Annotated in this window: 11 protein-coding genes; 5 read left to right on the plus strand and 6 right to left on the minus strand. The window is 66.6% G+C overall.

Features of this window, described 5'->3' with window-relative positions; all coding sequences use genetic code 11:
- Positions 1-402: 402 nt before the first annotated feature.
- A complete protein-coding gene (locus BLR99_RS21745) occupies positions 403-1,770 on the plus strand; it encodes a M16 family metallopeptidase (protein WP_011796794.1) in 1,368 nt (455 codons plus the stop codon).
- A gap of 37 nt (positions 1,771-1,807) precedes the next feature.
- Here the strand turns inward: BLR99_RS21745 and BLR99_RS21750 are convergent, their stop codons facing one another.
- The 6 genes from BLR99_RS21750 to BLR99_RS21775 all read right to left on the minus strand — a co-directional run bounded on the left by BLR99_RS21750 (position 1,808) and on the right by BLR99_RS21775 (position 7,862).
- Positions 1,808-2,608, minus strand: coding sequence for an amino acid ABC transporter permease (locus BLR99_RS21750; protein ID WP_011796795.1), 801 nt, complete (start codon positions 2,606-2,608; stop codon positions 1,808-1,810).
- Entirely contained in the window at positions 2,605-3,267 is a 663-nt protein-coding gene (locus BLR99_RS21755; RefSeq protein ID WP_011796796.1) for an amino acid ABC transporter permease, read from the minus strand. Before BLR99_RS21755 ends, BLR99_RS21750 begins: the two co-directional genes overlap by 4 nt.
- Before the next feature lie 4 nt (positions 3,268-3,271).
- On the minus strand, positions 3,272-4,174 hold the full coding sequence (locus BLR99_RS21760; RefSeq protein ID WP_041827560.1) for a glutamate ABC transporter substrate-binding protein: 903 nt from the start codon (positions 4,172-4,174) through the stop codon (positions 3,272-3,274).
- 133 nt (positions 4,175-4,307) lie between these two features.
- Entirely contained in the window at positions 4,308-4,979 is a 672-nt protein-coding gene (locus BLR99_RS21765; RefSeq protein ID WP_011796798.1) for a haloacid dehalogenase type II, read from the minus strand.
- A gap of 44 nt (positions 4,980-5,023) precedes the next feature.
- Positions 5,024-5,950: a 2-hydroxyacid dehydrogenase gene (locus BLR99_RS21770; RefSeq protein WP_011796799.1), complete on the minus strand. Its 927-nt coding sequence runs from the start codon at positions 5,948-5,950 to the stop codon at positions 5,024-5,026.
- Between the two features lie 19 nt (positions 5,951-5,969).
- Positions 5,970-7,862, minus strand: a complete 1,893-nt coding sequence (locus BLR99_RS21775; RefSeq protein WP_353611330.1) for a dihydroxy-acid dehydratase — start codon at positions 7,860-7,862, stop codon at positions 5,970-5,972.
- 781 nt (positions 7,863-8,643) lie between these two features.
- On the opposite strand from BLR99_RS21775, the gene BLR99_RS21780 reads away from it, so the two are divergent.
- From BLR99_RS21780 to BLR99_RS21795, 4 genes are all read left to right on the plus strand, one after another.
- Positions 8,644-9,927 carry a hypothetical protein gene (locus BLR99_RS21780; RefSeq protein ID WP_011796801.1) on the plus strand — a complete coding sequence of 428 codons (1,284 nt, stop codon included), beginning with the start codon at positions 8,644-8,646 and terminating at the stop codon, positions 9,925-9,927.
- Positions 9,928-9,956: 29 nt separating this feature from the next.
- Positions 9,957-10,373: a hypothetical protein gene (locus BLR99_RS21785; RefSeq protein ID WP_017438257.1), complete on the plus strand. Its 417-nt coding sequence runs from the start codon at positions 9,957-9,959 to the stop codon at positions 10,371-10,373.
- 36 nt (positions 10,374-10,409) lie between these two features.
- Complete coding sequence (locus BLR99_RS21790; RefSeq protein WP_011796803.1) at positions 10,410-13,424, plus strand: bifunctional diguanylate cyclase/phosphodiesterase; 3,015 nt, start codon at positions 10,410-10,412, stop codon at positions 13,422-13,424.
- A 302-nt stretch (positions 13,425-13,726) separates the two neighbouring features.
- Positions 13,727-13,949 (plus strand): transposase (locus BLR99_RS21795; RefSeq protein WP_139160201.1); only part of this gene is annotated, 223 nt, incomplete at its 3' end.

A 13,949-nucleotide genomic window follows, 5' to 3' on the forward strand; every position in this document is an offset into this window, starting at 1 on the left:
CCGGAATTGCAGCTGCTCTCCCAGGGGCGTCCGGATGGTGACGCGGCGTGTCATTGTTATGGCTGCAGCCCTCTCGTTGCTGCAGAGTCAAGTTGAAACGGCCGCGATGATAGGAGGCGTAAGGATGGGTTGAAAAGGCTTCCGAAGCAGGCAATTTGTTTGCAAATGTTTATTCGCACGCGCGCCTATGGGAAGCAGCCATCAGCATTAACAAAATTTATTGAATCTATTAATAGTTAACAAACTACCCATCTGCTGTCCATGCGTCCTCGGGACGCAACGCCTGCGTATCGCATGCTCCAGCACGGCCCGGCGACAATGCAGCATGCAGGCAGAGATCCATGGGACGATGCGCCGCGTCTGTCCGATAGAAGTCGCAAAGACTCCCTGCCCCAACCACCGATGGCCCATCCCCCCACTCCCCTCCTCCACACCCTCCCCAACGGCGTCCGCCTCCTCGCCCTCCCCATGCCCCACGTGCAGAGCGCCAGCGTCGGCGTGTTCCTGCGCGTGGGCTCGCGCGACGAGACGCCGGAGACCAACGGCATCAGCCACGTGCTGGAGCACATGGCGTTCAAGGGAACGGCCACGCGTTCGGTGCAGGCGATCAACCTCGATGCGGAGCGGCTGGGCGCGGACGTGAATGCCTACACGGGCAAGGACAGCACGGGCTATTTCATGACCGGGCTGGGGCAGCATGCGCTGCAGCTGCTGGGCATGACGGCGGACATCGTGCTGCACAGCACCTTCCCCGAGGCCGAGCTGCAGCGCGAGCTCGACGTTATTCGGCAGGAGGCGATCGAGTACGACGAGGACCCGGAGGACAGTTCCAACGACCTGCTGGACCGCGCGCTGTGGGGCGACGATCCCATGGGCATGCCGGTGATCGGCACGGTGGAGAACATCGAGGGCTTCACGCGCGATGACCTCGTGCGGCATGTGCAGCGGCACTACGTGGCCGGCAAGACCATCGTCGCGGCCGCGGGGAATTTCGATGTCGGTGCGTGGATGCGGCGCGCGGAGGAATTGTTTGCTGCGATGCCCGCGCCTGGGTCCGCATCCGGGCCGCAGGCCGGTGGCGCCGGGGTGCTGCCGCCCACGCCCGCTCCGCACGTCGGCCAGGCCATGGCGCGCCGCTTCACGCAGGTGTCGCAGGTGTTCCTGAACATCGCCTATCCGCTGCCCGGTCCTGGCGCGCCGGAGTGGCAGGGTGCCGGCACGGTGCAAGCCCTGCTGCCCCCGCGCTGGCGCCTGGCCGCGGCGCTCGCGGCCAACCTGTTCGGCGGCGGCATGTCCTCGCCGCTGGTGGACACGGTGCGCGAGCGGCTGGGCCTGGCCTACAACACCGATGCCACGATCGACAGCGGTGACGCGTGGCTCAATTTCGTGGTGCATGCGGTGACCACGCCGGACAAGGTCGAGGCGCTGGTGCAGGCCACGGGCGAATTGCTGCAGGCGCAGGCCTCCGCGATCGACCCGGTGCACCTGGAGCGCGCGAAGAACCAGCTCACCGTCTCCCGCGTGCGGGCCAGCGAGCGGCCCTTCGCGACCATGGAGCGGGCCGTGGAGGAGGTGTTCGCGCACGGCACCGTGACGCCGCTGGCCGAGACGATCGCGCTGATCGGCGACATCCGTGCGGACGAAGTGCAGCAGGTGTTCGCGCGCATGCTCGCCCATCCGCCCGCGCTGTCGATCACGGGCAAGGGCGTGAGCGCGAAGTCCGCGCGGCTGCTGGCGGCATCGCTGGTCGCGAGCAGCAGCCGGGCATAGTGCGGCGACGCCGCCGGGCGGGTGGCGTCCGCCGCGCTCAATGCATCGGTCGCCCGAGCCGCCGGCTCGCCCGCGAGATCGCGTAGTTCACCAGGCAGTACAGCGCCGCCACGATGAGGTACACCGGCACCAGCGAGTGGTAGTTGGCGATGAGCACGCGGGCGTTCTGCATCAGCTCGCCATAGGTGACGACATAGCCGAAGGTCGTGTCCTTCACCACGATGACCAGTTGCGCGACCAGGGCCGGCACGATGTAGCGCAGGGCCTGCGGGAACACGATGGCAAAAAACACCTGCGTCTCCGTCATGCCCAGGCTGCGCGCGGCATCGGTCTGGCCGCGGGGCACGGCAAGCACGCCCGAGCGATAGACCTCGGCCACCACCGCGGCGGTGCTGAAGGCTATGGGCAGGGTCAGCATCCAGTAGGTGCCGAGCTTGATGCCGATCGACGGCAGCACCAGGAAGCACACGTAGATGAGCAGCAGCGTCGGCGTGCCCCGCAGGAACTCGATGGCCGCCACGGCCGGCCAGCGCACGAGGCGCGTGCGCGCCAAGCGCCCTGCCAGCAGCACCAGGCCCAGGGACAGCGCGATGACCGCGGCCATCGCCGCCGAGGCCAGCGTGCCGAGCAGGCCCTTGGCCAGGAAGGCCCAGGTCGTGGGCCAGGCGAAGAATTTCCAGTAGCGGGCATCGAGCTGCCCGGCGGAATGGAAGCGGAGCGCGACGCCGGCCACGAGCAGGAGCAGCACGCCCGCCGCGACCACGCTCATCCCGCGGGTGAGCGTGCGGGCGCGGGGGTTCGGCGCGCCGAACAGGATGTCTTCGAGGGAGCGGTTCATCGCAGGATCCGCAGCTTCCTGTCCAGGGCGGCGCCGGCCCAGGCGATCAACAGGCCGCTGGCCACGTACATCGCGGCCGCGATGGCGAAGGCGGCCATGCCGGCGGCGGAGTCGGTGGCGATCTTGGAGACGAGCGTGGTGAGCTCCCGGCCCGGGAACGGCACCTGCGACGCGAGCGAGGTGGACAGCATCAGCGCGATGAGCAGCGACGTCATCGGCTGCACCACCGAGCGCAGCGCCTGCGGCAGCACCACCGACCAGATGATGCGCGCGGGCCGCATCCCCAGGCTGAGCGCGGCCTCGATCTGTCCGCCGGGGATGGTGTTGATGCCCGAGCGGACATAGTCCGCCGTGAACGCGGAGCAGACCAGCACCAGGGTCAGCACCACGCTGGGCTCGTAGTCGATCACGAACTCGAGATCGGGCAGCGCGAACACGATGAAGATCAGCAGCGCCACGCTGGGGATGTTGCGGAAGGTCTCGACGTAGAGGGTGAGCACCCAGCGCAGCGGCGGCAGCGGAAAGAGCCGCAGCATCGCCACCGCCATGCCCAGCAGGACGCCCGGCACGAACGACAGCGCGGTGAGCTTCCAGGTCAGCAAAAGGGCCTGCCCGAAGGCAGGCCCGTGGTCGGCCAGGAGCCTGGCAACCTCGCCCATCGGGTCAGGGCAGCGCGGGCGGCGTGGGGACGGCCGTGCTGCCGGTGCGCTGGCCGATGGCGATCGTCCACAGCTTGGCCCAGGTGCCGTCGGCTTCGATCTTCTTCAGGAACGCATTGACGAAGGCCACGCCGTCCGAGCCCTTGGGCAGGCCGATGCCGTACGGGTCCTGCGCGCCGAAGGGCGCGCCCGCGAGCTTCGCGTCGGCGGTACCGAGGCTCAGGGTGTTGAGCAGCAGCGTGTGGTCGGTCACGTAGGCGGCCACGCGGCCCTGGCGCAACGCATCCAGGGCTTCCTGGTGCGTCTGGAACTCCTGCACGGTGCTCTTGGGCGCGAACTGCGCGAGGATGGCCGGGCCCGTGGAGCCCGCCTGCGTGGCGACCTTCCTGCCGCCCAGGTCGTTGACCGACTGGATCGCCTGGTTGCTGGCCTTCACCAGCACACCGGCCTGCGAGGTGTAGTACGGCCCTGCGAAGGAGATTTTCTCGGCGCGCGCGGGCGTGATGGAATAGGTGGCGACGACCATGTCCACCTGGCCGTTGATCAGCACCTGCTCGCGCGTGGACGAGTTCACCTGCGTGAACTGGACCTTGGACGCGTCGCCCAGGATGTAGCGCGTGATGAGCTGCGCCAGGCCCGCGTCGAAGCCGCGGAGCTTGCCGTCCTTCTCGTTGAGCAGCGAGAACAGGTTCGAGGTCTGGGTGCCGCCCAGGCGCAGCGTGCCGGCCTGCTTGATCTTGCTGGCCCAGGGGCTGGCTGCGATGGTCTCGGCGCTGGCGACGGGGCCCTGCGCCACCAGCGCATCGAACGCCGCGGCATCGATGGGCGTGCCCTGGGCGGACGCCGCGCCGGCGCCGGCGATCGCCAGCGCTGCCACGGAGGATTTCAGGAGGGATTGGATCGACATCGGCATACGGTCCTTTGGGATGGAGTGTTGCGTCGGTCAATGTACAGCACGCGGGACGTGCCCTCGCCCTGCCCGCCGGTGGCGCTGGATGGCTGAGGCGCCCCGGACAGCGACCGGTCCGGGGCGCGCGGGGTCAGAGCCCGACCAAGCCCGGCAGACCGCCGATATCGGCGATTTCAGCGTAGTTGTAAGCGGGGACTCCAGGTTCGTGCCCGCGGTTGACGAAAGCCTTGTCCCGGATTCCGATGTCCGAGGCCGACATATGGTCGTAACGCATGCTCGACGATACGTGGAGAAAATCCTCGGGCTTCGCGTTGAGCTGGTCGATCATGTATTCGAAAGCGCGCAGGCGGGGTTTGTAGGCCTTGGCTTGCTGTGCGGTATATACGCGATGGAACGGGACGCCGAGTTTCTCGACGTTGTGCACCAGCTGGTTGTCCATGGCATTCGAGATAATCACCAGCGGAATCTTTCCGGCGATTTTCGCGAGGCCCGCGGTGACGTCCGGATGGGGGCCCCAGGTCGGCACCGACGCGTAGATTTCCGCCACGTCGGCTTCACGGAACGGGACCTTCCATTTGTTGGCGGTCCGCATCACCGCGTTGAAAACCACGTCGTAGTATGGTTTCCAGTCGCCCAATACCTCGTCGAGCCGGTAGGCGGCGAAATCCTTGCAGAACCCGTCCATCTGCTCGGGACGGATGCGATCGGCGAACAGGCGGCGAGCGCTCGGAGCCATCTGGAAATTGGTCAGGGTTCCGTAGCAGTCGAAGCTGATGTACTTGGGTTTGAAAACGGCGGTCATTGGAGCCTTTGTGGTGGAGTGACAGGAACGCGGAAGGGAAAGGGTCAGTAGCCGGCGCGGCGATCGATCAGATCGGGCAGTGGCTGCCCCCTGCCATGGCGGCGCAGGTTCCGGATCAGGATCGGCACGGCCGTTTCCGGCTGCGTCATGCTCGCGATATGCGGGGTGAGCACGACGCGGGGATGGGACCACAGGGGACTCTCGGCGGGCAGCGGCTCCGGATCGGTGACGTCCAGGATCGCCCGGCTCAGGCGCCCGCTGTCGAGCGCCTGCAGGAGCGCCTGCTGGTCCAGGTGGCCTCCGCGGCCCACATTGACCAGCGCACTGCCGTCACGCATGCGCGCGAAAAGGCGGGCATCGAGGATGTGCCGCGTGGCATCGGTGAGCGGAAGCAGGCAGACCAGCACATCCACCTGTCCCAGGAATTCGCCGAGCGAATCGGTGCCCGCGAAGCACCGAACCCCCGGAAGGTCCCTGGGCGATCGGTTCCAGCCCGATCGCTCGAACCCGAACAGGCCGAGGCGGTCGAGAACCGCCTGTCCCAGCACCCCCAGGCCCATGACGCCGACGGAGCAGGTGGACGGCGGAAGCTCTTCGAGGGGCTCCCAGCGCCTCGCGCGCTGCGACGCCTGGTAGTCGAAGAGGTGGCGGTGCTGTGCGAGCACCGCCATCGTCACATACTCGACCATGCCGTTGATGATGCCGGGCTCCACCATCCGCACGATATCGACATGCGCAGGTACGGCGGTCAGGTCGATGTGGTCCACGCCCGCGCCGGAAGAGAAAAGCACCTTGAGGTTGGACAGGGAAGCGAGGAACGCGGCGGGAGCCTGCCAGGCGATCAGGTATTCGATCTCGTCGAGGTTGCCCGCGTCGGGCCACACTCTGAAATCGATGTCGGGTGCCTGCTCGGCGAACAGCTTGCGCCATGCGGGGCCACGGGAGACGTCGGGACGGTAGAGGACAGCCATGGTGTGTCGCGCCTCCGTATCACCAGCCCCCGACCCAGCCGTCGAACAGCCCGTCGGGGAGCGTTTCGCCGTCGGCGCCTCGCAGGAATCCGAAGTCGCAGCCCAGATGCGCCTGCTCCACTTTTTCCGCGTAGAGCTGCCGGTAGCCCCGGGCACGGGCCGGTGCCGGCGGCCGGGGAAGTTCGGCGCGACGGCGCTGCAACTCCTCTTCGGAAACCAGCAAGTCGAGGCGGCGCGCCTCGACATCGAGTTCGATGATGTCGCCGGTGCGCACCAGCGCGAGCGGCCCTCCCACAGCCGCCTCGGGCGAAACATGAAGGACCGCCGTACCGTAGGCGGTGCCGCTCATGCGCGCGTCGGAGATCCTCAGCATGTCGGTCACTCCGGATTCCATCAGCCGGCGCGGGATCGGCAGCATGCCCCATTCGGGCATGGCCGCTCCCACCGGCCCGACATTGCGCAGGACGAGGACGCTGTCGGCGCCGATATCCAGCCCGGGATCGTCGATGCGGTCCGCGATGCTCTGGACATCCTCGAAAACGACCGCTGGCCCGCGATGGCGGAACAGGGCGGGCGAGGCAGCGCACGTCTTGATGACGGCACCGTCCGGCGCCAGGCTGCCCTTGACCACCACCAGGCTGGCCCCGGGCTTCACCGGCCCGTCCAGAGGGCGTATCACGTCCGGATCACCGATGTGCGCCTCGTCCGCGATCTGGCCGATGGTGCGGCCATCGACGGTCGGCGCATCGAGGTGCAGCATCGGCCGCAGCGCCCGCAGGAGGCCCGGCACTCCGCCAGCGCTCATCAGGCGTTCCGTCAGGTGTTGCCCCGAAGGCTGGACGTTGGCGATGAGCGGCACCTGGCGGGCGATTTCATCGAAACGGCCGAGGGACAACGGCACGCCCACCCGCCCCGCAAGCGCCAGAAGGTGGATGACGGCATTGGTCGAGCCCCCCACCGCGCAGAGCAGCGTGATCGCGTTGTCGAAAGCCTGGGCACTCAGGATGCTCGACGGCGACATGCGCTCGATGGCGGTCATCGCGACGGCGCGGCGCCCCACCTCCTTCGCGTATTGAATCCGCCGGCCGTCGCTCGACGGGACGAGGCTGCTGCCTGGCAGCGCCATGCCCAGCGCCTCGCTCAGCACGGACATGGTGGACGCAGTGCCCATCTCGCTGCAGTGCCCCGGCGTCCCCATGACTCCGCGCTCGAAGTCCTCGAATGCCTTGATCGAAACACTGCCGGCGCGCAGTTGATCGACGAATCGCCAGACGCCATTGGCGGTCGCCAGCGGACCGCCCGTGGCCGATCGCGGAGTACCCGGCCCACTGTTGAGGACGATGGCCGGAACGTTCGCGCTCGCGGCCCCCATCAGCAGACCCGGCTGGGTCTTGTCACAACCGCCCAGCAGGACCACCGAATCCAGCGGATAGCCCCGGATGCTTTCCTCCGCCGCCATGGCAAGCAGATTGCGGAACGGGAACGCGCTCGGCTTGATCAGGTTCTCGCTGATCGACATCAGCGGCAGTTCGAACGGAATGCCGCCTGCCTCCAGCACCCCTTCCCGGACCTTCCCGGCCAGCGATCGCAGGTTGCTGTTGCATGGATTGAGATCGGACCAGGTGTTGAGTATCCCGACGATCGGGCGCTCCATCAGGTCTTCTCGCGTCCATCCATCCGCCGCCAGCGTGGAACGATGGATGAATCCGGGCAGGTCGTTTTTCTGGAACCACCGTGCGCTGCGCAGCGGGCGCGTTCCGATACGGTTCTTCTCGGGGCTGCTTGAAGAATTCACATACGCTTTCTGACGTGCTGGTCCGAAAAGTGTATTGAAGGCGCGGCAAAATGATCTGCGGTTGTCCCGCGCCGAAGCACGAGAAAATACTGAAAACACCATCGAATCGAAGTGCACCGGCCCCTGTCCTCATCGAGAATCCACCTTGAATTCCCGGCCGCCGATCCGGTGCCCGCGGATGAATATGGAACGGTCAACCGCCTCTTCCAGGGATGCGCGCGAGCGATATCCAGCCGCCGGATTTTCTTCGGCAGCAATATATTACTTATTGAATACCGGAACGTTGCTGCCGGCAGCCTCCGATACCGGAGGGTCAATATCGCGATTCGACCCCGGGCCTGCGCGGATCCGGCCTGAACGGAGCGTGGAGATGCGGCATCGATTCCGGCCACGGCCATCAGCACGCCGTTGGCGATCAACTTCTCCACGATGGAGGGACCCCGCTCCGGGAATACGGGCGCCGACCTGGATGGTTTCGGGGCCTGGGCGGAGCGCATCCAGGCACGCGTTGCGAGCGCGTGGTCGCCCGCTGCGTCCGTTCGCCCGCGGCGGTGACGCCCGTGCAGGCCATGAACAGGTGGATGTCCTTCCCGAACATCGAATTGCACCTGGCGTCCTACATACACTCGGGAAATCTGATTACATACTTCCCAAAAAACAACAAAAAAATTACAAAAATATCTTTTTCAGCAGAAAAATGCATCAAGAAGTACAATTTGTTTACATTTGATTCATCCGTTTTTGCTGAAAATAAACGAATAATCATAAATATCGATTATCCGCACAATTTTCGGAGGACTCGGGATTTCCTGGCTCGCAGACCATCTTGATCACCAGAACAACCACTTTCCCTCCGGCGGGGCGGTCGAAGACAGCTTCGCATCCCGGAGCCCGTTCTGTGCGCAGAATCTCCTTTGTCGCCCTGGCGCTCATGCTGGGCTCGGGCATGCCCCTGCAGGCCCAGGAGGCCACGGAAAACAGTGTCTCCCTCAGCGGCTTCGGCACCGCGGGTGTAGTCAACAAGACCGGAGCCCCGCATTGGGGACTGATCCGCAGCACCGCGCAGAAAGGCGCCGAGGCAGAACTCAGCGCCACGACGGATTCCAGGTTGGGCGCGCAAATCGACTGGAACCACAGCAGCGGTTGGGAAGCCGCCGCCCAGGGCGTCCTGTTGCACAGGGCCAGGGGTGCGTTCTCCGGCGAAGCGATCGAGCAGGCCTACGTCGGCTACCGGCCGTGGGCGAATACCCGCCTCCGAATGGGCCGGGTCAGCCCGGACATGTTCCTGTACTCCGAGAGCCGCAACGTCGGCTATGCATTCACCTGGGCGCGCCCGCCCACCGATTTCTATGCCTTCGCGCCGGTCGTGGCCGTCGATGGCCTGGACGTGGAGCAGCGCTGGGATACGGGCAGTTCGTCGTGGCGCCTGCGCGCCACCACCGGCACGATGAGAACCAGCACCACCGACGGTGGCCGGTCCCACCGGCCGGCGAAAGCGCACGACATCCTGGCGATCGGGCTGTCGCGGGAAGCGGGCGGGCTGCTGCTGAAACTCAGCTACCTGCATTCCCGGGTGAACCTGGACCCGGGCCCGGACTATGCGGCGCTGCGCCAGGGCGTGGACAGCCTCCAGCAGTCTCCCCTACCCGGAGTGCGGGAGGCTGTCACGCCGCTGCGCGACAGGCTCTGGACCGGCGGCGCGACCAGCTACCTGGCGCTCGCCACCCAGTACGACAGCGGCCCCTGGACCTTCGTGGCGGAAGGCAGCCGGCTGAGCATTCCCAGGAGCACGCTGGATGCCTACCGGGCCTATGCCAGCGCCGCTTGGCGCAAGGACACGGTCACCTATTACGCCCTCGCCAGCCGGGTGAAGCCGCGGGAGGCGGCCTTGGCGACTCCCGACGTGGCCTCCTCGCTGGCGCCCGTGGCGGGACCCGCCGCGGCCCGGCAGGCCCAGATGCTGGCAGGTTACGCCACCTACGCGGCCAACCAGCTCCGCTTCGATCAGAGCACGTTCGGCGTGGGTCTCCGGTGGGATTTCGCATCGAATGCCGCGCTCAAGTTCCAGGTCGATCGATTCCACGTCCGGCAGAACGGCGGAGCAGGCTGGCGCAACCACGACGGGCATGCCGCCAAGGGCAACCTGGTGTCCCTGCTGGTCGATTTCGTATGGGGCCAGTGATGCCACGCGCGCTCCCGAAACTCCCGCGCATGCTGACCGCCATCGCGCTGGCGGTCCATGCGCTGCATTTCACCGTGGCTTCTGCCCCCATCTACGTGGTGGTGTCCGCGCAGAGTCCGTTGCTCTCCGTGAAACAGAGCGAACTGGTGGCCATCTACACCGGCAGGACCCGCGCCTTCCCCGATGGCAGCGCGGCCACCCCTCTCGACCAGAAACGCGACGGTCCGGCGCGCGCCGAGTTCTACCAGTTGCTGACCGGCATGGACATCGCCCGCATCAACAGCTACTGGGCCCGCCTGCATTTCACCGGCCAGGTGCGGCCGCCGCAGACTGCCGAGGACGACGCGGCCATGCTGCAGCGCCTGCGCAATGATCCCTCGGCCATCGGCTACGTCACCCGCCCCCCGCAGGACAACTCGGTGCGCGTGGTGATGCACCTTCCGTGATTCCGCACGTGTCTTCCAACCACCGCCCTGCTCCCCATGCGCAGTAAAAGCCTCCATCGCCGCTTCCAGTGGGCGGTCGTGAGCGTGGCGGGCGTGATGGCGCCCCTCGTGGCCATCGTCCTGTACCTCAGCGCCAAGTCGCACTACCTGGAAAACTCCGAAGCCTCCGCCCGTGCCATCGCCGCGGCCGTACAGCAGACGATGGCGGTCGGGGTGTATGCGCGGGACGAGGTATTGCTCAAGGAACTGCTGGACGGCCTGGCCCACCATCCTTCGGTCGCCCGCGTGGGCATCCGCGATGCCGCCGGCATCACGATGGCGGCGAAGGCCAACCCCGATGCCGGCCCGGGCGCCACCGACGGAAACGCCCCGGCGAAGCCGACCTTCCAGTCGCCCCTGATGTCGCCCTTCAGGCGCGAAGGGCAAATCGGCGACCTGCAGGTCTGGCTGAACTACCAGCGGCTGAACGCCGAGGCGGGCTGGCAGGCGGCCCAGCTGGTCGCGGCGATCACCGTGCTGCTGGCCGGCGTGCTGGGCGTGTTCAGCATGCTGGCCCGGCGCATGCTGTCCCAACCCATGCACCGGCTGGCGGCAGAACTGGCCATGATCATGCCCGGCACGGCCCGCCGCATATCGATCAACCCGCGCCATGCCGTCGATGAAGTGGGCATCGTCACCACCGCGGCCAACCGCCTGCTGGAACTGCAGCAGGACGCACTCGAACGCGAACGCGGCATGCGCGAGGAAATCTCCGCGCTGGAAGCACGCTACCGGGGCATATTCGACTCGACCAGCGCGGGCATCTTCATCCTCTCGTCGGCCGGACAGCTGCTGCACGCCAGCCCGGCCTTCGAGCGGTTGCTCGACCTGCAGGCCGGACGGGGGAACGAAGCCCGTGCCGGGGATTTCGCCTCCGCCTTCTTCTTCAGCTCGGCCCAGTTGCAGCGGTTGATCGAAAGGGCCCGCGCCTCCCTGGAGCCGGAAGCCGAGGATCTCGAACTGGTCCGCCCGGACGGCACCAAGGTGTGGGTCCACTGCATGGTGTCGTGCATGGAAACCGCCGATGCCGCGGAGCAGTACGTCGAGGGCGTGCTCTACGACATCACCCGGCGCAAGAACCAGGAAAGCGCCGCGCGCTACCGCGCGGAGCACGATGCGCTGACGGGGCTCAAGAGCCGCTCCTATATCGAAACCCTGCTCGGACAGCATATCCATGCCGTCCACCCGGGCCATGACCCGGGCGACGTCACGCTGATGTTCATCGATCTCGACGGGTTCAAGTCCGTCAACGACCGCTGGGGGCACGCCGCCGGGGATGCGGTGCTGGTCGAAGCCGCCCGGCGGCTGCGCATGCTCTTCCAGCGCAACTGCGACGCCATCGGCCGGCTGGGCGGCGACGAGCTGGTGGTAGTCATCGCGGGCGTGGACGCGCTCCACCCCAGCGTGTCGGACCTGGCGCGGCAGCTGATCGACAGCTTCAAGATACCGTTCGTGCTGCCCAATGGGGAATCGGCCCGGGTCGGCGCGAGCGTCGGCGTGGCCAGCTACCCGGCGCACGCCACCACCGTCAAGACGCTGATCCATGCCGCCGATGCGGCGATGTATGCCGTCAAGCAGGCAGGCAAAGGCGGGATCGCCATCGCCGAAACCGGCGTCGCCAGCCCGGAGGAAAACGCCCCGGAATCCCGGGAAGAGGCCGGCCTTCCGGCCGTCGTGGCACCACAGCAGCGGGATGCCCTGACGGGCCTGATGGATCGCCGGAACCTGCTCGAACAATTGGCATCGGAGCAGAGCCTGGTGGCAGGCGGCGCGGGGCCGACGGGCGTCATCTGCCTGGACATCGACCAGTTCAAGCTGCTCAACGTGGCCCACGGCACCCAGGTCGGCGACGAAGTGCTCTGCGAAACCGCACGCCGGCTGAAGCGCGTCCTGCGGCGTGGGGACATCCTGGCGCGCACCGGCAGCGACGAATTCGTCGTGGTGCTGCGCACGGAAGGCCGTATCGACCACGATGCCCGCCACCTGGTGGAAGGTGTCGCGGCCAAGCTGCTCCACAGCCTGGCCGCGCCGTTCAACGTCGGCCAGGGCTCCCTGAGCATCCGCACCAGTGCGGGCATCAGCCTCATCCACGCCGATACGGCCAGCGGCCTCGACGCGCTGCGCGAAGCGCAACTCGCCCTGCGCCGGTCCAAGACGCAGGGCGGCAACCACCCGGTTTTCTTCGAGGAGAACATGCTGGCGGGTTTCCACGAACGCCTGGCGCTGGAGCAGGACCTGCACGCGGCCATCGGCTCGGAGCAGCTGTTCATGCAGGTCCAGCCCCAGCACGATGCCCGCAGCCAGCTGACAGGAGGCGAGGCGCTGCTGCGGTGGCGGCATCCCGAGCGCGGCATGGTGCCGCCGGACCAGTTCATCGCCCTGGCGGAAGCCTCCGGCCTCATCATCGAACTGGGCGCCTGGGTGCTGAAGACCGGCTGCGGGATCCTCGCCGACCTCCACCGCGAAGATCCCTCGCTGACCCTGGCCATCAACATCAGCCCGGCGCAGTTCAAGCATCCGGGCTTCGTCGATGAAGTCCGCCACGCATTGGCGACGACCGGTGCCCGCGCGTCCGGGCTGATCCTGGAGATCACGGAAGGCCTGCTGATCACCGACGTGAACCATGCGGCGGAACGCCTCGCGGAACTGGTCGAACTGGGCGTGCGGTTCTCGATCGACGATTTCGGCACGGGCTTCTCGAGCCTCGCCTACCTGCGGCAGTTGCCACTCTACGAGATCAAGATCGACCGCAGCTTCATCAACGGCCTGCCCGGCGACACGGCCAGCGTCGGCATCGTCTGCTCGATCCTGTCGATGGGCTCCCACCTCGGGCTGCACGTGGTGGCCGAAGGCGTCGAGACCCAGGAGCAATCCGATTTCCTGCAGGCCAACCGCTGCCCGTCCCAGCAGGGCTGGCTGCATGGCCGGCCGATGCCGGCGGAAACGTTTCTGGAGAACGTGCGGGCCCGGAAGATGGCGGGGCGCTCGCCGGAGGCAGGCCCCTGCCGCTGATGAGCACCGCGCCACAGCCCGCAGGGTAGCCATCGGCTGGCGCGAAGCTGCGCAGCGCCCAAGAAAAAAGCCCTTGAAATCATTCAAGGGCTTTTTTCATTGGGGAGCTGCAGGCCATCCTGTAGGCCAAAAAAATTTCCGCTGTTACGCAATTTTCTTTCACGTGTGGCCAAATGTTGACAAAGAGATCTAGAGATCTAGAGATCTAGAGATCTAGAGATCTAGAGATCTAGAGATCTAGAGATCTAGAGCGTGTTATGAACTTTGCTCCTCGGAGTGGAAGTCAAAGGTAGAGTCTGCGGATGCCCCGCAAGCCCTACCCGACGGATGTCAGCGATGAAGAATGGAGCTTCGCTGCGCCCTACTTGAGCCTGATGGACCAGCGCGCGCCCCAGCGCGAGCACGATCTGCGCGAAGTCTTCAACGCCCTGCGCTGGCTGGTGCGCGCAGGCGCGCCTTGGCGGATGCTGCCCAACGATCTACCTCCTTGGGAGGCGGTCTACCAGCAAACCCGACGCTGGCTGG

The sequence above is a fragment of the Paracidovorax citrulli genome (assembly GCF_900100305.1).
In the GTDB taxonomy this organism is placed as follows: Bacteria; Pseudomonadota; Gammaproteobacteria; order Burkholderiales; family Burkholderiaceae_C; genus Paracidovorax; species Paracidovorax citrulli.

Coding starts and splice junctions, on each gene's coding strand:
- BLR99_RS21745 (WP_011796794.1), top strand. CDS start 403: ATGGCCCATCCCCCCACTCCCCTCCTCCACACCCTCCCCAACGGCGTC.
- BLR99_RS21750 (WP_011796795.1), bottom strand. CDS start 2,608: ATGAACCGCTCCCTCGAAGACATCCTGTTCGGCGCGCCGAACCCCCGC.
- BLR99_RS21755 (WP_011796796.1), bottom strand. CDS start 3,267: ATGGGCGAGGTTGCCAGGCTCCTGGCCGACCACGGGCCTGCCTTCGGG.
- BLR99_RS21760 (WP_041827560.1), bottom strand. CDS start 4,174: ATGTCGATCCAATCCCTCCTGAAATCCTCCGTGGCAGCGCTGGCGATC.
- BLR99_RS21765 (WP_011796798.1), bottom strand. CDS start 4,979: ATGACCGCCGTTTTCAAACCCAAGTACATCAGCTTCGACTGCTACGGA.
- BLR99_RS21770 (WP_011796799.1), bottom strand. CDS start 5,950: ATGGCTGTCCTCTACCGTCCCGACGTCTCCCGTGGCCCCGCATGGCGC.
- BLR99_RS21785 (WP_017438257.1), top strand. CDS start 9,957: ATGCTGACCGCCATCGCGCTGGCGGTCCATGCGCTGCATTTCACCGTG.
- BLR99_RS21790 (WP_011796803.1), top strand. CDS start 10,410: ATGCGCAGTAAAAGCCTCCATCGCCGCTTCCAGTGGGCGGTCGTGAGC.